Source organism: Streptomyces sp. A012304 (assembly GCF_026008495.1).
Classification (GTDB): Bacteria; Actinomycetota; Actinomycetes; order Streptomycetales; family Streptomycetaceae; genus Streptomyces.
Genome location: NZ_BQUN01000005.1, coordinates 34,265 through 51,813, shown reverse-complemented (window position 1 = coordinate 51,813; position 17,549 = coordinate 34,265). Strand labels below are relative to the sequence as shown.

The 17,549-nt window shown below is 73.1% G+C and carries 15 protein-coding genes; 6 read left to right on the top strand and 9 right to left on the bottom strand.

Annotated features, from left to right (window positions below; translation table 11 throughout):
• The first annotated feature begins 262 nt into the window (after positions 1–262).
• Positions 263–1,855, top strand: coding sequence for an alpha/beta hydrolase (locus ALMP_RS02235; RefSeq protein ID WP_264924262.1), 1,593 nt, complete (start codon positions 263–265; stop codon positions 1,853–1,855).
• 20 nt (positions 1,856–1,875) lie between these two features.
• On the opposite strand, the gene ALMP_RS02230 is transcribed toward ALMP_RS02235, so the two are convergent.
• Positions 1,876–2,646 carry an alpha/beta fold hydrolase gene (locus tag ALMP_RS02230; RefSeq protein ID WP_264924260.1) on the bottom strand — a complete coding sequence of 257 codons (771 nt, stop codon included), beginning with the start codon at positions 2,644–2,646 and terminating at the stop codon, positions 1,876–1,878.
• 195 nt (positions 2,647–2,841) lie between these two features.
• On the opposite strand from ALMP_RS02230, the gene ALMP_RS02225 reads away from it, so the two are divergent.
• Positions 2,842–3,936: a chemotaxis protein gene (locus tag ALMP_RS02225; protein ID WP_264924259.1), complete on the top strand. Its 1,095-nt coding sequence runs from the start codon at positions 2,842–2,844 to the stop codon at positions 3,934–3,936.
• 63 nt (positions 3,937–3,999) lie between these two features.
• Positions 4,000–5,013: a Gfo/Idh/MocA family protein gene (locus ALMP_RS02220; protein ID WP_264924258.1), complete on the top strand. Its 1,014-nt coding sequence runs from the start codon at positions 4,000–4,002 to the stop codon at positions 5,011–5,013.
• A 12-nt stretch (positions 5,014–5,025) separates the two neighbouring features.
• On the opposite strand, the gene ALMP_RS02215 is transcribed toward ALMP_RS02220, so the two are convergent.
• Positions 5,026–5,448, bottom strand: coding sequence for an SsgA family sporulation/cell division regulator (locus tag ALMP_RS02215; RefSeq protein ID WP_264924257.1), 423 nt, complete (start codon positions 5,446–5,448; stop codon positions 5,026–5,028).
• 423 nt (positions 5,449–5,871) lie between these two features.
• On the opposite strand from ALMP_RS02215, the gene ALMP_RS02210 reads away from it, so the two are divergent.
• Positions 5,872–7,281, top strand: a complete 1,410-nt coding sequence (locus ALMP_RS02210; protein ID WP_264924256.1) for a PP2C family protein-serine/threonine phosphatase — start codon at positions 5,872–5,874, stop codon at positions 7,279–7,281.
• A gap of 21 nt (positions 7,282–7,302) precedes the next feature.
• Here the strand turns inward: ALMP_RS02210 and ALMP_RS02205 are convergent, their stop codons facing one another.
• Positions 7,303–8,802: a hypothetical protein gene (locus tag ALMP_RS02205; RefSeq protein WP_264924255.1), complete on the bottom strand. Its 1,500-nt coding sequence runs from the start codon at positions 8,800–8,802 to the stop codon at positions 7,303–7,305.
• A gap of 232 nt (positions 8,803–9,034) precedes the next feature.
• On the opposite strand from ALMP_RS02205, the gene ALMP_RS02200 reads away from it, so the two are divergent.
• Together ALMP_RS02200 and ALMP_RS02195 are read left to right on the top strand one after the other, a co-directional pair.
• Positions 9,035–10,174 carry an aminoglycoside phosphotransferase family protein gene (locus ALMP_RS02200; RefSeq protein ID WP_264924254.1) on the top strand — a complete coding sequence of 380 codons (1,140 nt, stop codon included), beginning with the start codon at positions 9,035–9,037 and terminating at the stop codon, positions 10,172–10,174.
• Positions 10,175–10,379: 205 nt separating this feature from the next.
• Positions 10,380–12,350: an N-acetylmuramoyl-L-alanine amidase gene (locus tag ALMP_RS02195; protein ID WP_264924252.1), complete on the top strand. Its 1,971-nt coding sequence runs from the start codon at positions 10,380–10,382 to the stop codon at positions 12,348–12,350.
• Between the two features lie 26 nt (positions 12,351–12,376).
• Here the strand turns inward: ALMP_RS02195 and ALMP_RS02190 are convergent, their stop codons facing one another.
• From ALMP_RS02190 to ALMP_RS02165, 6 genes are all read right to left on the bottom strand, one after another.
• Complete coding sequence (locus ALMP_RS02190) at positions 12,377–12,874, bottom strand: hypothetical protein (RefSeq protein WP_264924251.1); 498 nt, start codon at positions 12,872–12,874, stop codon at positions 12,377–12,379.
• A 77-nt stretch (positions 12,875–12,951) separates the two neighbouring features.
• Entirely contained in the window at positions 12,952–13,854 is a 903-nt protein-coding gene (locus ALMP_RS02185; protein WP_264924250.1) for a universal stress protein, read from the bottom strand.
• Between the two features lie 151 nt (positions 13,855–14,005).
• Positions 14,006–14,248 carry a DUF397 domain-containing protein gene (locus ALMP_RS02180; protein WP_264924249.1) on the bottom strand — a complete coding sequence of 81 codons (243 nt, stop codon included), beginning with the start codon at positions 14,246–14,248 and terminating at the stop codon, positions 14,006–14,008.
• Between the two features lie 82 nt (positions 14,249–14,330).
• Entirely contained in the window at positions 14,331–15,497 is a 1,167-nt protein-coding gene (locus tag ALMP_RS02175; RefSeq protein ID WP_264924248.1) for a thiolase domain-containing protein, read from the bottom strand.
• Positions 15,494–16,543 carry a thiolase domain-containing protein gene (locus tag ALMP_RS02170; RefSeq protein ID WP_264924247.1) on the bottom strand — a complete coding sequence of 350 codons (1,050 nt, stop codon included), beginning with the start codon at positions 16,541–16,543 and terminating at the stop codon, positions 15,494–15,496. Before ALMP_RS02170 ends, ALMP_RS02175 begins: the two co-directional genes overlap by 4 nt.
• Positions 16,540–17,490, bottom strand: a complete 951-nt coding sequence (locus ALMP_RS02165; protein WP_264924246.1) for a Zn-ribbon domain-containing OB-fold protein — start codon at positions 17,488–17,490, stop codon at positions 16,540–16,542. Before ALMP_RS02165 ends, ALMP_RS02170 begins: the two co-directional genes overlap by 4 nt.
• Between the last annotated feature and the right edge of the window lie 59 nt (positions 17,491–17,549).

The following is a 17,549-nucleotide window of genomic DNA, read 5'->3' as shown; positions in this document are numbered from 1 at the left end:
CCTTCCAGAACATGTCGCGGGCGCTCGCCCGCACCCCGTAGAACGCGGCGGAACCGTCCGAGTTATGGCCAACGGGTCTTTCACCCCATCGGGCGCCACAAGAGTAGAACTAGTAGCAAAACCGGCTCATGTCTTCAGCACATGGGTGAGCGGAGCGCGCGACGGGGGCGGGCTCGCCCCGGAGGCGGGCCCCGCGCACGCCGCCTATCGTGGGCCAGGGCACCGATCACCGGTCCGCCGCCGGGCGCCTCTGGAGGCACTGATGCTGGCCAAGCTGTCGACGCGGCCCGCCCTGCGGCGCGGCGCGCTCGCCGCCGCCGCCGCGCTGACCCTGCTGGGCGCGGCGCTGCCGACGGCGGCCGCGGACATGGCTCCCGGTTCCGATCCGTCCCGGATCCACGAGCAGAAGATCGCCTGGAAGAAGTGCACGGGCGACGGGATGCCCGCCGATCTCCAGTGCGGCAAGGTGACCGTGCCCGTCGACCACGACCGGCCCGAGGCGGGCACCCTCGACCTGGCGCTCGCCCGCTACCGGGCCACCGGCGACCGGCGCGGCTCGGTGCTGCTGAACTTCGGCGGGCCCGGCGGGCCGGGGGTCCCCGAACTCGCCTACGGGGCCAAGGAGTTCATGGATCTCACCGACCGCTACGACGTGGTGAGCTTCGATCCCCGGGGCGTCGGCCGGTCCTCCCCGGTGAGCTGCGGCGACGGTGAGGAGAGCGGGCTGGCGGCCATCGACGAGGGCCCGGACGATCTCGCCGACCCGCGCTCGCTGCTGGAGCAGCTGAAGAAGGCGGCCGCCGCCTGCGCCGAGCACTCCGGGCCGGTGCTGCCGCACATCGGCACGGTCGAGGCGGCACGGGACCTGGACGTCATCCGCGAGGCGCTCGGCGACAAGAAGCTCAACTACCTCGGCTTCTCCTACGGCACCCGGCTCGGCGCGGTGTACGCCGCCCTGTTCCCCGGCCGGGTGGGCCGGATGGTCCTGGACGGCGTGGACACACTGACCGAGCCGCTGACCGAACAGGGGATCGCGGGCGCCCGGGGGCAGCAGATGGCGCTGGAGGACTTCGTCGACTGGTGCGTGAAGGACATCGCCTGCCCGTTCGGACAGGACGCGCGCAAGGCGCGGGAGGAGGTCCTGCGGCTGGTGCGCTCCCTCGACGAGGACCCGGTGCCGACGGACTTCGGTGAGCCGTTCAGCGGACAGGACCTGGTGGGCGCCATCGGTCAGGGTCTGTACAGCAGGGAGCTGTGGCCGTCCCTGGAGCGGGCGCTGGCCCAACTCGTCGAGCACGGCGACACCAGCGGGGTCGTGGCGTTCGCCACCGGAGGTCTGGGGCTGCCCGTGAAGGACCCGGGCGGCGGTGATCCCAGCGGCGGCCTGGTCGACGAGGAGGACGTGCCCCTGGACAACCTTCCGGCGGCGCTGATGGCGATCAACTGCGCGGACGACCCCGACCGCCCCACCGCCGCCCAGGTCGTCGCGAACCTCAAGCGGCTGCGCGCCGCCTATGAGCAGGCCTCCCCCGTCTTCGGCCGCTACCGCCTCACCCAGGTCCTGCTGTGCTACGGCCGCCCCAAGGGCACCGACTTCATCCGCGACGAGGTGAAGGACCTCGACACCCCGAAGATGCTGCTCGTCGGCACCCGGGGCGACCCGGCGACGCCGTACCGCTGGACGGTGCAGACGGCGGAGCGGCTCGGGCCGTCGGCCGTGGTGCTCGACAACCGCGGCGACGGCCACACCGGATACGGCTCCTCCAAGTGCGTGCACCGCAAGGTCGACGACTTCCTGCTGTACGGGGAACTGCCGCCGAGCGGCAGTTCCTGCGGGGCCGACGAGGAGGACTGAGGCCCCGCCGGCGCGGGCGGTCAGCGCACGAAGGCGTCGATGGCGGCGGTCAGTTCGGCCGGCTTCTCCACGGGCAGTTCATGACCGGCGTCCAGGACGCGGACGGTGGCGTCCGGGTAGGCCTTGGCCATCCGCAGCATCTGCTTCAGCGGCAGCTGGATGTCGTGGTAGCCGTGGATCATCAGGGTGGGGACGGCGATCTCCCCGGCACGGTCGAGGAGGTCGAAGGCGCGCATGGCGCCGTACAGCGTCATGACCACCTCGCGCGGGGTGTCCGCGGAGGCCTTGACGTACGCGCGGATCTCCTCGCGGGGATAGCCGGGGGCGAAGGCGCGCTGGATGTTGGCGGCGACGAACAGCTTGAACGGGACGAGGGTGGAGGCGGCCATCAGCAGGCCCCGGCCCCGGTTGTAGGCCATCCGGCCGATGGAGTTGACCAGCACCATGCGCTCCACGCGGCCGGGGTGGGCGAGGGCGATGGTCTGCGCGATCATCCCGCCCATCGAGTGGCCGACGAGGACGCACCGCTCGATCTTCAGGTGGTCGAGGAGGGCCAGCACGTCGGCGGCCAGCTCGTCGATGGTCTTCACGCCCGCGCCGCCGCTCTCACCGTGCCCGCGCAGATCGAGCCGGACCACTCTGCGCGTGGTGGAGAAGTGCGCGATCTGGTGGTCCCAGCGGTGCCGGTTCGCGGTCCAGCCGTGCACGAACACCAGCGGCACCCCGCCGCCGTCACGCGGGCCCTCGTCGTCGTACGTCAGTGCTGCGCCGTCGACTTCGAGCTGCGGCATGGGTGCCTCCTGCGGTGCGGTGCCGTCCGGTTACTGACGCGTACGGTAACGGGCGGCCGGGCTCGTCGTCACTGCCGTGCGCGAAGGGTTCTCGCGGGAACGCGACGCCCCCTCACCGGCAGCCACGCACCGAAGGCGAAGAGATCCCATCCGCCCCAAATGCCCCATAGGTGAATCCGGCCTATCGTGCTGTTCATGGAGCACGCACTCAGCCCCGCGACCCTCTCCGAACTGCGCCGCCCGCGCCCCTATCCCGCGGTGTCCGTGCTGACACCGACGCACCGCCGGGAACCCGACAACGCCCAGGACCGGGTGCGGCTGCGCAATGTGGTGGCGGAGGCGAAGAAACAGCTGGAGGCCGATCCGTCGGTCACCCGGGAGCGGCGCGCGGACGTCGCCGAGCAGCTGGACCGGGCCCTGGCCGAGGTCGACCTGACGCACGCCGAGGACGGGCTGGTGATCTTCGCCGCCCCGGGCGAGCACCAGGTGTGGTCCCTGGCCCGTCCCGTGCCCGAGCGGATCGTCCTCTCCGACACCTTCCTCACCCGCAACCTCGTCTCGGCGCAGGCCTCCGAACGGCCGTTCTGGGTGCTGTCGGTCTCCGCCGACCGCGTCACGCTGTGGAACGGTGGCGCCGACCGGGTCACCGAGCAGCGCACCGGCGGTTTCCCGAAGACCAGGAGCCGGGAGAACTTCGACGCCGAGCGCATGGAACGCGTCGGCGACCTGCCGAGCACCTTCCGCGACGAGGACACCCGCCACTTCCTGAAGGACGCCGACGCGGCGATGGGCCGGCTGCTGCGCGAGGACCCGCGCCCGCTGTACGTCACCGGCGAGCAGGCGGCGTTGTCCCTGCTGGACGAACTGGGCGGCGTCACCCGCGACGCCGTGCACGTCCCGCACGGCGGCCTCACCCACGCCACCCCCGAGGCCGTGTGGCAGGCGGTGCGCCCCCTGCACGACGCGGAGGCCCGCCGGGACACCGCCGCCGTGGCCCGGGAGCTGGACTCCGCCCGCGGCCACCGCACCTTCGCCGCCGGGGTCGACGAGCTGTGGCAGAGCGCCCGCGAGGGCCGGGTCCGGCTGCTGGCCGTCGAGGAGAACTACCGCGTCACCGTGCGGGACGACGGCGAGCATCTGATCCCGGCCGCGACGGGCGACCTGGACGCCCGCGACGACATCGTGGACGAGATCGTCGAGCAGTGCCTGGAGACCGGCGCCGAGGTCCGTTTCGTCCCGGACGGCACCCTGGGCGAGGCCAACGGCATCGCGGGCGTGCTGCGCTACTGACCTCTCGGTGCTCCTTTCCGGCGGCGTACGCTACGGCGTGATCGCCGGCCGGAGGGAGAGCACGTGGGTGACCTGCTGGGCGTGGCCGTACTGGGCGCCGGACACATGGGCGCCGACCACATACGTCGCCTGGATCGGGTGGTGAGCGGGGCCAGGGTCGCCGCGGTGGCGGACCTCGACGCCGACCGTGCGAAGGAAGCCGTCGCCGGCATCGAGGGCGTCTTTGTCCACACGGAGGTGGCGGCCGCGCTGGACGCCCCCGGCGTCGACGCCGTCCTGATCGCCTCCCCCGGCCCCGCGCACGAGGAGGCCCTGCTCGCCGCCTTCGCCCGCGGTCTGCCCGTGCTGTGCGAGAAGCCCATGGTCCCGGACTCCGCCGGAGCGCTGCGCGTGGTCGAGGCGGAGGCGCGGCGGGGCCGGCGGCTGGCGCAGATCGGTTTCATGCGGCGCTACGACGCCGAGTACCGCGGGCTCAAGGCGCTGCTGGACGACGGCCGGCTGGGACGGCCGCTGATGCTGCACTGCGTCCACCGCAACGTCTCCTCGCCGCCCGGATTCACCAGCGCGATGCTGATCGACAGCTCGGTGTCGCACGAGATCGACGCGGCCCGCTGGCTGCTCGGCCAGGAGCTGACCGCGGTCACCGTGCTGCGCCCGCGCCCGTCGGCCGGCGCGCCCGAGGGCCTGCTCGACCCGCAGTTCGTGCTGTTCGAGACCGACGGCGGCGCCCTGGTCGACGTCGAGGTGTTCGTCAACTGCGGCTTCGGCTACCAGGTGCGCTGCGAGGCGGTGTGCGAGGCGGGCAGCGCCCGGGTCGGCGACGACCACGGCATGCAGGTGACCGCGCGCGGCACCGCCGGCACCCAGGTGCCGCAGGACTACCTGGTGCGGTTCGTGGACGCCTACGACCGCGAGGTGCAGGCGTGGGTCGACGCCGCCCGGCAGGGCCGGGTCACCGGCCCGACCGCCTGGGACGGCTACGCGGCCTCGGCCGTGGCCGAGGCAGGCGTACGGGCGCTGGAGGGCGGAACGCGCGTGACCGTCGGCCTCGCTCCGCGCCCGGACCTGTACCGCTGACACAGGGGCGCCTCAGACATTGCCCAGCAGGGCGTGCAGCCCCTCGTCGACCGCCGCGCCGACGTCCTCCTTGCCCTCCGCCACCACGGCGTAGCTGCGCAGCAGGAAGCGCCGCAGGGCGACCGTGTCGAACTGGAGCAGGGCCAGCCCGTACGGCGAGTTCAGCTCCAGGACCGTACGGGCCCGTCCGCACGGCCAGATGTGCACGTCGCCGCCGCCGGCCGGACCGCCGAGCCCCTCCTCCAGCAGCGCGCGGCCGAAGGTCCAGGTGACCGCCTCGCCGTGCAGGGATGCCTCCGGCGGGAAGTCGAGGTGCACCGCGAGCGGATCGGCGGCGCTGTAGCGGAGCGTGGCGGAGACCGGGAGCTCCTGCTCCTCCAGGGTGATGAGCTGGGCGCGGACGGGCTGTCGGACGGTGACGTGAGCGATGTCCATGGTCGATCTCCGCAGCGGTGAGAGGTCGTCGGTTCGTTTCGGCGTGATGCTTGTAGGACTTCGCGGGGGCGTTTTGCATTACGCGAAACCCGTGAGTAACTGATGTGAGCTGCGTCACGCGCGCCCAGCCGCGCTCGAGAGCGCCCCCGCACCATGGAACACACGACCGTCGAACAGGGGCGTGAAGTGCGCCCCGCGCCACCGTCACATCCGTCAAGTCGCGTACGCTGTCTACGACTTGACCAGGGGAACGGGGTACGCCGTTCGGGCCCCGGGATCCCCCCGTGAAGACTGTGGCATATGCCGGATGCACCACCGTATCGTGTGTTGCCAAATCCCTTACACGGAGTCGCGGGCTGTGCAACAGTCGTAACGGCCCTTTCCGTCCCCCCGGCCGTCCCGTCCCCCGCATCGGAGTGCGTCATGCCGTCCCCTCGCTCTGCGGACCGCCCAGCCGCCCAGCCACCAGGACGCGGCCCGGTCGACGCGCTGATCACGCAGACGAGGCGACTCAAGGGCGACGTGGACGCCGTACGGCGGGACGCACAGGGCGACGGAACGGACCCGCAGGGCCGCTGGCAGCGCGCTCTCTACGACCTGGCGCTGCATCAGCTCAACGATCTGGACGCGCACTTGGCGCAGCTCCGGGACGGCCCCGAGCCGGCCGCCGAGGCCGCGCCCGCCGCCCCCGCACCGACGGGCTCGCGGCGCGGCGCGCAGCTCAGCCGGGTCGGCACCGCGGAGTGGAACCTGCTGACGGACGAGGCCGTCTGGTCCGCCGAGCTCTGCCGGATCCTCGGCCGCGACCCGGCCGCCCCCGCGCTCACCCTCGACGAATTACCCTCCCTCGTCCTGGAGGAGGACCGGCCGCGGCTGACGGCGATGGTCACGGGGTGTCTCGTCGACGCCCGGCCCATCGACGGGGAGTTCCGCGTCGTCCGGCCGGACGGCGAGGTCCGTACCGTGCACATGATGGGCGAACCGGTGCTCGACGCCGACGGCAGCACCGCCTCCATGTGGGCCGTGCTGCGTGACGTCAGCGAACTGCACAGCGGCCGGCGGGCGGTGCGCGAGACCCGTGACTCGCTGCGGCGCGACCGGCAGGTGGCACAGACCGAGCACCGGATCGCGGTCGAGCTCCAGGAAGCCGTGCTGCCGCCCTGGCGCGGCTCCCTGCGGCTCGCGCACCAGGGCCCCCGGTCCCTCGACCTCGCCGCCCACTGCCTGCCCGCCTCCACCACCTCGTTCATCGGCGGCGACTGGTACGACGCGCTCGAACTCTCCGACGGCGAGACGCTCCTGAGCGTCGGCGACCTCACCGGGCACGGCCCGGCCGTCGCCTCCACCATGGCGATGATGCTGGGCGCCCTGCGCGGCATGGCGATGGCCGGCGCCCGGCCGGCCCAACTGATGTCCTGGCTGAACCAGTTACTCGACGCAGGTGTCCAGCCTGCCCTCGCCGGCGCCGTCTGCTGCCGCTACCTCCCCGGCACCCGCACCCTGCTGTGGGCGCAGGCCGGACACCCCGCCCCGCTGCTCTTCCGCGACGGGACGGGGCGCCGGCTGACCGCGCCGGAGGGCGTTCTCCTCGGCGCCACCTCGGGCGCCGAGTACGGACAGGCCGAGGAGAACCTCCAGACGGGCGACCTGCTCCTGCTGCACACCGACGGACTCGTGCCCCGCGACGGTGAACCGACCCCCCTGCTCGAACTGGCCCCCCGCCTCGCCGGGGCGCCCACCGCACAGGACTGCCTGCGGATGGTCGTCGAGGAGTGCGAGACGGAGGAACGGCAGGACGAGGCCTGCGTGCTCGTCGCCCGGGTCACCGGATGACCCGGGCACCGCAGGGCTGCTCTATGCCTGGGCCGAGCCGCCCTGCCTGCCCCCCTTCTGCTTCGGCAGCGCCTGACGGATCTCCTCGCGCAGCTCGCTGATCCTCGGGTAGCTCGCGTACTCCCCGGTGAGCCGGTACATCTGGCGCAGCCGGTCCCAGGTACGGCGGGAGGAGTTCGACCCCATCGACATCAGGGCCAGCCGGGCGTACCGGTCCGCCTGTTCGGGGTCGTCCGCGATGAAGCAGGCCGAGGCCATCGACAGGTGGTCGAAGATCTTCGACCGCTCCCGTCCGTCGACCCGCAGCGCCAGCGCCTTCTGCGCGTAGTACTGGGCGTGCACGGCCGCTCCCGGCTCGAACTCGGCCAGCGTGCGGTAGGCCAGGGCCTGCATGCCGTACAGGTCCTCGTCCTTGAAGGTCTGCATCCAGGACGGCGGTTCCACGTCGCTCTTGTCGGAGACGAACAGGTCCTCCGCCTGGCCGAGGGTGCGGCGCATGGCCTGGCCCTTGCCCATCGACGCCTGCGCCCAGGCCTCGATGGTGTGGAACATCGCCCGGGTGCGCGGCAGCACCTCGCTGCCGGCGCCGGACTGGGCGAGCTTCATCAGGTCGAGGGCGTCGTCGGGCCGGCCCAGGTGGACCATCTGACGGGCCGCCCGGGAGAGCGCCTCCCCGGCCCGCGGCCGGTCACCGCCCTCCCGGGCGGCATGGGCGGCGATCACGAAGTACTTCTGGGCCGTGGGCTCCAGACCGACGTCGTGCGACATCCAGCCCGCGAGCACGGCGAGGTTGGCGGCGACGCCCCACAGGCGCCGTTGAAGGTGGGGCGGATGACGGTAGGCGAGGATGCCGCCCACCTCATTGAGCTGGCCCACCACGGCCTTGCGCTGGAGGCCGCCGCCACGGGCGGCGTCCCAGGCTCGGAACACCTCCACCGAGCGCTCGAGTTCGTCGACCTCCTCCCTGCCGATGGGGGCGGCCTCGTAGCGGTCGAACCCGGCGGAGTCGGCGTGCAGGAGGGGGTGGTCGATGACGGGAGCGTCGGCGGAGAGGGTGGGGTCGGTGTGCAGCCAGTCGTACATGGCGCTGCTGAGTGCTGATCCCGCGGCGAGCGCGGCACCCGCGCCCACCAAGCCGCGTCGGTTGAGCATGAGGTCCATTCCCGTGAATTCGGTGAGGACCGCGGCAGTCCGTTCGGGCGCCCACGGCACGCCGTCGGGATGTTCCGCACTCCCGCCGCGTGGCCGTTTTCCCGTACGCCCGTGCCGGACCAGACCGAGGTCCTCGATGGTCACGACACGGCCGAGACGCTCGGTGAACAGGGCCGCCAGCACCCGCGGCACCGGATCGCGCGGGATCTCTCCCATGTCGATCCACCGCCGCACCCGGGAGGTGTCCGTCGCCAGCTGGGGGTGGCCCATGGCCGCCGCCTGCCGGTTGACCAGCCTCGCGAGTTCACCCTTGGACCAGCCGGCCAGGCCGAACAGGTCCGCAAGGCGGGTGTTGGGTTGTCCGCTCACGTCAAGCCCCCAGGTTCTCGGCTGAGTTGACAGTAGCCCCGTGAAAGTTGCCGGGCGACTATTCGCCAGGGTTCGCCAGGGTGCGCCAGATGGTGTGCCACTGGGCATCGGGTGTCAGGTAGGAACGCGCCACCCCGACCCGGTCGCCGAGGGACATTCCCCAGGGTGCACCCGCGAAGGCCGGTCGGGGCAGCGTTTTGACTTCTGGCACACGAAGGGATCTGTTTCGCCCATGTACGCAGCATCGTCCTCCGTGTCCGCCCCGCCCCGGTCGCTGCACCCTCGCCCGGGCGGCGGCGGCCCCTACCTCGACCCCGCGCGGTCGGCGGCCCCCGCGCTCGGCGCGGGCCGGGCCCGTCGCGCGGCGGGGATCGGCACGCAACCGCTCAGCGGGAGGCTCGACCTGTCCGGCCCCCAGGGCGCCCAGCTGCGCACGGCGATCGCGTCGGTGCACCGGATCTGCCCGGAGTTCTCCCCGGTGCAGGTGCTGCGCCGCAGCGGACGGTCCGTGCTCCTGGTCGGCACGACGGGACGCAGCACGGCCGTCGCCAAGTGTTTACTGGACCACTCCCCGGTATGGGCCGAGCGGATCCGGCATGAAATAGCCGCATACCGCACGTTCGTCCGGCAGCGCCCTCCGGTGCGGGTGCCGAGACTGATCGCGGCGGACCCGGACAACTGCACACTCGTCGTCGAACGGATGCCCGGCCGGGCGGCGGCGCTCCAGCGGCATCCGACGGAGGCCCCGCCGCGCGCGGACATCAGGGCCGCGGTCGCCGCGATCTGCCGGCTGAACTCCTGGCGGCCGGCGGCGGGCAGCTTCGACGCACCGTTGGACTACGCGGCCCGGATCTCCCGCTACCACGAACTGGGTCTGCTCACCGACCGGGACCTGGGCGATCTGCAGAAGCTGCTGCACGGCATCGCGGCGACCGCGGGCCGTCAGGGCATGGGCCAGTTCTGCCACGGCGACGCCCTCCTGTCGAACATCCTTCTGTCACCGGCCGGTCCAGTGCTGGTGGACTGGGAGCACGCGGGGTGGTACCTGCCGGGCTACGACCTGGCCACGCTGTGGTCGGTCCTGGGCGACGCGCCGGTGGCACGGCGGCAGATCAGCCAGATCGCGCAGTCCGCGGGCCCGGCCTCGCGGGACGCCTTCCTGGTGAATCTGATGCTGGTCCTGACCCGGGAGATCCGCACCTACGAGACGGCCGTGCAGCGTTCGATGCACGACACGGCCCCGACGGCTCCCGGGATGGCCCACCCGGGTGCCGCGCCGTCCGGCGAGGAGCAGCGGCTGCTGCTGCGGCGGCTGCACGACGACTGCCAGCTGGCCCGACGGGCCGTTCGGGCGGCGGTCGGCACTCGCTGAGGGGAGGGAGGCCCGCGGTGCGCCAGAGCGGCGGCGCACCGCGGGCCTTCGTCTGTCCGGACCACCACGAAACGCGCCGAACCCCTCGTACCGTGGGAAATGACCCATCGGTCGGCATGATTGACGGATCGTCGGACAAACCGGTACCGCGCACACAGGTCCGGTTCCGCACGCCCGCCCCGCTCGCACGCCTCAGGAGGCCGCCTTGCGAGGATCCGTCACCGACCCCCGCACCCTCACCGGACACAGACGCACCCGCAGGAACGCCGGCGCCCTCGCCGCGGTCTCCCTGCTGCTGCCCCTGATGGGCGGCGCCGCACCACCCCTCGGCCGGCCCGCGCCCGAGCCGCCGGACTCGCTGCAGAACGCCTTCACCGCGGCGGCGGCCCAGTTCCGGGTGCCGCAGAGTGTGCTCCTGGGCGTCTCCTACCTCCAGTCCCGCTGGGACACGCACGGCGGGGCGCCGAGCGTGATCGGCGGCTACGGCCCGATGCACCTCACCGACGCCCGCACCGCCCTGACCACGGCCCCGCACCACAGCGGGGGCGCGGAGGACCCGCGCGGCGACGAGGCGCGCCGGCCCCTGCGCCCCTCGGCGGCGCTCCCGGACGACGCGGAGATCCCGGCCCGGCTCAAGACGCTCGTGTCGGCGGCTGAGCTGATCGGCGTGAGCATCGAGACGGTGCGAGCCGATCCCGTGGCCAACATCTCCGGCGGCGCCGCCCTGCTCGCCGCCGCCCAGCGCGACCTGGGCGAGCCGCTGAGCGCCGACCCGGCGGAGTGGTACGGCGCGGTGGCGCGCTTCTCGGGCGCCGACGACACCGCGACGGGCGCCGCCTACGCGAACGACGTGTACGAGGTGATCCGCACCGGCGCGCGACGCACCACGGACGCGGGGCAGCAAGTCACCCTGCCGGCGCATCCGGGTCTGCGGCCCGACACCGGCCAGCTGCGGCACAGCGGTATGCGGACGGCCACCGCGGCGGGCACCGAGTGCCCGGCGACCGTGTCCTGCGAGTGGGTCCCGGCACCGTACGCGCGGTGGGGCGACGACGACTACGGCAACCACGACCTGGGCGACCGCCCGGCCTCGCAGTCCATCGAGTACATCGTCGTCCATGACACCGAGGGCGGCTGGGAGGGAGTGATCGACCTGGTCCAGGACCCCGCCTACGTGTCCTGGAACTACTCGCTGCGCTCCACCGACGGCCATGTCGCGCAGCATGTGCGGGCGAAGGACGTGGCCTGGCACGCCGGGAACTGGTACGTCAACACCAAGTCGATCGGTCTGGAGCACGAGGGCTTCCTCGCCTCCCCCGACGCCTGGTACACGGAGGCGATGTACCGGTCGTCGGCGCGGCTGGTGACGTACCTGGCCGCGAAGTACGGCATTCCGCTGGACCGGCAGCACATCCTCGGCCATGACACCGTGCCCGGCGCGACGGCGGCGTCCGCGCCGGGCATGCACACCGACCCGGGCCCGTACTGGGACTGGCGGCACTACTTCGAGCTGCTGGGCCGGCCCCTGGAGGCCACGGCCCGCGTGGGCGGCGGGCTGGTGACGATCCTGCCGGAGTACACGACGAACCGGCCGGTGTTCACGGGCTGCCGCACCCGGGGTGAGCCGTGCGCGGCGCACGGCTCCGGCGCGGTGCGGCTGTACTCCGACCACGACGAGACATCGCCGCTGATCAAGGACGTCGGCCTGGGCACGGCCCCCACGACCGGCGTGAACGACCTCTCCTCGCGGGTCTCGACCGGGCAGCGGTTCGCGGTGGCCGACCGGTGGGGCGAGTGGACGGCGATCTGGTACCTGGGGCAGAAGGCGTGGTTCCGCAACCCGGCGCGGCAGCCGGCCGCCGTGCCCGCGTCCGGCTCGGTGGTGACCCCGAAGGACGGCCTGGACAGCGTCCCGGTGTACGGCCGCGCCTATCCGGAGGCGTCGGCCTATCCGGCGGGGGTCCCGGCCCAGCCGTTGTCACCGCTGCCGTACCGGCTGCCGAAGGGGCAGAAGTACGTCGTCGGCGGCAAGGTGCCCGGCGAGTACTACTACGCGGGCGGCTTCGCCACCGACGCGCACCGCGTCGTGGTGGGCAAGGAGCTGTACTACGAGATCCAGTACGGGCACCGGGTGGCGTTCGTCCGGGCGGCGGACGTCCGCCTGTCGGCCGTCTAGGGGTCCGGAAGAGCCCTCCGGATCGCTCAGCCCTGCTGGAAAAGCTCCGCCGGGAGCGGCTTCAGCAGGGCGTACAGGTCGTCGGTGATGGGGCGGTCCCAGGCGGCGATGGTCACCAGGACGTTGTCGCTGCGGTCGAACTGGACGCAGGAGATGCGGCTCTCGGAGAGCTTGAGGCGGCGCACGATCAGGAGGTTGTCGCCCTGCATCACCGGCATGTCCTCGGTGCCGACGACGGTCACCTCCTCGTCGTTCTCCAGCGCGAGCAGCAGCTGGGCGACCTCGAAGGGGACCTCGCCCTCGGCGACGTCACGGGCGGGGGAGCCCTCCGGCAGATTGCCGATGATCATCGCGGGGCCCCGGCCGCCGAACAGGTCGTAGCGCAGGAAGACGCCCTGGCAGCTGCCGTCGGGGGCGGGCAGCAGTCCGGCGCCGAGGTTGCCGGGCCAGTCGCCCGGGTCCATGGCCAGTACGTCGAAGTCGGGCCCGGCGGGCGTGGCGCTGCGGCGGCGGAGGAACGACATGCGGCCATGGTACGTGGTGCCGTTCCAGGATGTGCGGGAGGTCACGTGCGGTGGGTGGGACGGAGACGCGTGGGTGGTCAGTGGTCCTCGGCCGGCGCGGGCGGCACCACGGCCACCGGGCTCGCCGCGTGCAGCAGGACCGCGTGGGTGACGGAGCCCAGCATGCGGGCGGGGGCCAGCAGGCGGCGGCGGTGACGGCCCACGACGACCAGGTCGGCCTCGAGGGAGGCGGCGACGAGGTGGCCGGCCGCGTCGCCGGGGACCGGGCGGGGCTCGGCAGGGACCTCGGGGTGGCGCTCGCGGTGGGCGGCGAGGAATCCCTCGGCGAGGGTGCGCGTCTCGTGCTCGACGGCCTGCTGGTCGACGGGCGGCGGGAGCAGCTCGCCGGGGGCGGCCCAGGTCTGGAGGGGCCAGGGGTAGGCGGCGACCACCTCCAGGCGGGCGTCGCGCAGGGCGGCCTCGGTGAAGGCGAGGTCGAGGGTGGCGTCGTCGGGGCCGTCCACCTTGAGGCCCACGACCACGCGGGGGCCGGGCCGCGGCGGTGGGCCGTCGACCTCGCGGCCGGGCCGCGGCACGATGACGACCGGGCACTCGGCGTCCCGGGCGGCGGTCAGGCCGTTGGAGCCGAGCAGCAGTCGGGCGAAGCCGCCGCGGCCCCGGGACCCGAGGACGAGCAGATCGGCCTCGGCCCCCAGTTCCGGCAGCAGCGCGCCCGGCGCCCCGTCCAGCCCGGCGTACTCCACCTCCGTCCCCTCCGCCGTGCCCGCCAGCCGGGCGCGGGCCTCGGCGAGCACCGGATCCTCGTCCGGGGGCGGGGGGAGGACGACAGGGGCGCCGGGGTGGGCCCAGGCGTCGTACTGGCGTACGTGCGCCACGCGCAGGGGGGCACCGCGACGGCGTGCGGCGTCGAGGGCCCAGTCCAGGGCGCGCCAGCTGTCGTCGGAACCGTCGACCGCCGCGACGACCGGCAGGGTGCTCATGGTCCCACCTCCGGATACGACCCGTGTCCTGCTGGGGCCAGCCTGGCTCAGGCATCGGCCCCGGCCGCGTCCCGTGGGTCGCGTGTCCGGAAATTGAGGGCGAACACCGCCGGTTCGGCCCGTCGAGGCGGGGCCGGGTGCGGTCGGCGGCTCAGGTCAGGTCGAACTCCCCTTCCCGCGCCCCCGACACGAACGCGCCCCACTCGGCGGGCGTGAAGATCAGGGACGGGCTCTCGGGGCGGCCGCTGTTGCGCATCGCGATGAAGCCCTCGACGAAGGCGATCTGGACATCCCCCCGGCCTCGGCTGCTGGACTGCCATTCGGCGTTGCTGAGGTCCAGCTCCGGCTTCTCCCAGCCCGCGAACGGCTGCTGCTGGATGGTGCTCTCGGCCACGTCCGTGCTCCTCCCGGTTCGTCGTCCGCGGCCAGCCTAGCGATCGTCACCGGGCCCGGACAGAGCACATGGCGGCGACCTTTCAGCTGTCCGGGGGTTGCGCGCCGACGAGCCACATGGAGAAGAACTGGGAGCCGCCGCCGTAGGCGTGTCCGAGGACCCTGCGGGCGCCGTCCACCTGGTGTTCCCCGGCCTGTCCGCGCACCTGGAGGGCCGCTTCGGCGAAGCGGATCATGCCGGAGGCGCCGATGGGGTTGGTGGAGAGCACGCCGCCCGACATGTTGACGGGCAGGTCGCCGTCGAGTTCGGTGACGCCTGCCTCGGTGAGTTTCCAGCCCTCGCCCTCGTCGGCGAAGCCGAGGTTCTCCAGCCACATGGGTTCGTACCAGGAGAACGGCACGTAGATCTCGGCGGCGTCGATGTCCCGGCGCGGTTCGGAGATCCCGGCCTGGCGGTACACGTCGGCCGCGCAGTCCTTGCCGGCCTGCGGCGACACGAAGTCCTTCCCGGCGAACAGGGTCGGTTCGCTGCGCATCGCGCCGCCGAGCATCCAGGCGGGCGGGCGCGGGGAGCGGGCCGCTCCGGCGCGGTCGGTGAGGACCATCGCGCAGGCGCCGTCGGAGGAGGGGCAGGTCTCGGAGTAGCGGATCGGGTCCCAGAGCATGGGCGAGGCCTGCACCTTCTCCAGGGTGATGTCGTGCTCGTGGAGGTGGGCCCAGGGGTTCTTCAGCGCGTTGCGGCGGTCCTTGTAGGCGACGAGCGAACCGACCGTGTCGGGGGCGCCGCTGCGCCGCATGTAGGCGCGCACGTGCGGCGCGAAGAAGCCGCCCGCGCCGGCCAGCAGGGGCTGCTGGAAGGGGATCGGCAGGGACAGGCCCCACATGGCGTTGGACTCGGACTGCTTCTCGAAGGCCAGGGTGAGGACGGTGGCGTGGACGCGGGCGGCGACCAGGTTGGCGGCGACCAGTGCGGTGGAGCCGCCGACCGACCCGGCGGTGTGCACGCGCAGCATGGGTTTGCCGACGGCGCCGAGGGCGTCGGCGAGGTACAGCTCGGGCATCATGACGCCCTCGAAGAAGTCGGGTGCCTTGCCGATGACGACGGCGTCGATGTCGGCCCAGGTCAACTCGGCGTCGTCGAGGGCGCGTCGGGCGGCCTCCCGGACCAGTCCGGCGATCGAGACGTCCCGCCGGGCGGCGACGTGCTTGGTCTGGCCGATGCCCACGACGGCCACGGGCTCCTTGCTCATCGCGGATCCCCTTCGAGTACGGCGACCAGGTTCTGTTGCAGGCACGGGCCGGACGTGGCGTGGGCCAGGGCGCGGTCGGAGTCGCCCCGGTGGACGCGGGCGGCGGCCTCGCCGACGCGGACGAGGCCGGCGGCCATCATCGGGTTGGCGGCGAGGGCACCGCCGGAGAGGTTCACGCGCACGCTGTCGTCGAGCCGCAGCGCCTTGCGCAGGACGACCTCCTGGGAGGTGAAGGGGGCGTGCAACTCGGCGGTGTCGACCGGTCGTTGGAAGGCGCCGGCGTTCTCGGCGGCGAGGCGGGTGGAGGGCGAGTCGGTCAGGTCGCGCACGCCGAGGGCGTGGGCCTCGACGCGGTGGTCGATGCCGCGGATCCAGGCGGGGCGGGAGCACAGCTCGCGGGCCCGCTCCCCCGCGGCGAGGATCACGGCGGCGGCGCCGTCGCCGACGGGCGGGCAGTCACCGGTCCGCAAGGGCCGTACGACGTAGTCGCCGTGGGGTGTGGGACCGCGCAGCTGGGCGTGGGGGTTGAGGGTCGCGGCGCGTCGGCTGCGGGCGCCGATCGCGGCGAGGGCGGGTTCGTCGGTGGCGCCCGCGTCGATCAGCGCCTGGGCCTGGAGGGCGGCGAGGGCGACGGAGTCGGGCCACAGGGGGGCGACGTAGTACGGGTCGAGCTGGCGGGTGAGGACGTCGCGCAGCGAACCGGGTGAGGACTTGCCGTAGGAGTAGACGAGCGCGGTGTCGGCGTCGCCGGTGAGCAGTTTGGTCCAGGCCTCGTACAGGGCCCACGCGCCGTCCATCTCGACGTGGGACTCGGAGATGGGCGGCCAGGCGCCGACGCCGTCGAGGGCGAGGGTGAAGGAGAAGGCGCGGCCGGCGAGGTAGTCGCTGGAGCCGGAGCAGGTGAAGCCGATGTCCGCGGTCTTCAGGCCGGTGCGGTCCAGGACCTCGTGCAGGACCGGCATGAGCATCTCCACCTCGGAGAGTTCCTCGGTGGTGCGCAGGGTGGCGGACTGGGCGAAGGCGACGACCGCGATGTCACGCGTCACAGCAGCTCCTTGTAGGTGTCGTACTGCGCGTCGGGTTCGCCGGTCGGCCGGTAGTGGTCGGGGTGACGGGCTCCTCGCGTCCACACCGGCTCGACCCTGAGGCCCATGCGCACCTGGTCGTAGGGGATGCCGCCGATGCGGCCGTGCAGCGCGAGGTCGGCGCCGTCGAGGGCGATGTGGGCGTAGACGTAGGGCACCTCGATGTCCGCGTTCGCCGTATGAGAGGCCTTGATGTTGACGATGCAGAACGTGGTGACCGTGCCGCGCGGGCCCACTTCCACCTGTTCGGCGGTGGCGACGCCGCAGGTGGGGCACGCGCCCCTCGGCGGCACGTACACCTTGCGGCAGGAGGGGCAGCGCTCGCCGACGATCCGGTGTTCGGCGAGGGCGTCGATGTAGGCGCTCTGGGCGCGGCCGGGTGAGTAGGTGTAGTCGAGGCGCGCCTCGGCGACGATGCCGCCGACCGGCTCCTCGAACTCGCCGGAGGAGCCCGCGACGTGGACCGGATCACCGTCGTACGGCTCGAAGCAGGCGATGTCCGTGATGGCGCCGGAGGGCTCCCGCGCCCAGCGGACGCGGACCCGCATCCCGGTGCGCACGGCGTCGGGGCCGGGGGCGTCGAGGGCGTGCAGGAGGGCGGTGTCGGCGCCGTCGAGGCGGACCAGGACCCAGGCGAAGGGTGTGTCGAGGGGCTGGCCGCGGCGGGGGGCGTGGTTCCAGGCCCAGGTGGTGACGGTGCCGGTGGGGGCCACCTCGACGAGGTCGCGGAGCTCTTCGGCGGTGACGGGGTCGTACTCGACGGGCGGGACGAGGACGCGGCTGTCGGTGGCCCGCACGCCGAGGACGACGCGCTCGCGCAGGCCGGTGAGGAAGGCGCTCTGCACGGGTCCGAGCGACCGGGTGAAGGGGAACTGGACGACCAGGGGGGCTTTGAGGACGTGGGGCACGGTGACTCCCTCGCTCAGGGGGCTCGGAGGACGTCAGGCACGGTGACTCCCTCGCTCAG

Bases quoted from the DNA above. Each gene is read 5' to 3' on its own strand.
- ALMP_RS02210 (WP_264924256.1), top strand. From the start codon at position 5,872: ATGCCGTCCCCTCGCTCTGCGGACCGCCCAGCCGCCCAGCCACCAGGA.
- ALMP_RS02200 (WP_264924254.1), top strand. From the start codon at position 9,035: ATGTACGCAGCATCGTCCTCCGTGTCCGCCCCGCCCCGGTCGCTGCAC.
- ALMP_RS02190 (WP_264924251.1), bottom strand. From the start codon at position 12,874: ATGTCGTTCCTCCGCCGCCGCAGCGCCACGCCCGCCGGGCCCGACTTC.
- ALMP_RS02185 (WP_264924250.1), bottom strand. From the start codon at position 13,854: ATGAGCACCCTGCCGGTCGTCGCGGCGGTCGACGGTTCCGACGACAGC.
- ALMP_RS02235 (WP_264924262.1), top strand. From the start codon at position 263: ATGCTGGCCAAGCTGTCGACGCGGCCCGCCCTGCGGCGCGGCGCGCTC.
- ALMP_RS02175 (WP_264924248.1), bottom strand. From the start codon at position 15,497: ATGAGCAAGGAGCCCGTGGCCGTCGTGGGCATCGGCCAGACCAAGCAC.
- ALMP_RS02230 (WP_264924260.1), bottom strand. From the start codon at position 2,646: ATGCCGCAGCTCGAAGTCGACGGCGCAGCACTGACGTACGACGACGAG.
- ALMP_RS02215 (WP_264924257.1), bottom strand. From the start codon at position 5,448: ATGGACATCGCTCACGTCACCGTCCGACAGCCCGTCCGCGCCCAGCTC.
- ALMP_RS02225 (WP_264924259.1), top strand. From the start codon at position 2,842: ATGGAGCACGCACTCAGCCCCGCGACCCTCTCCGAACTGCGCCGCCCG.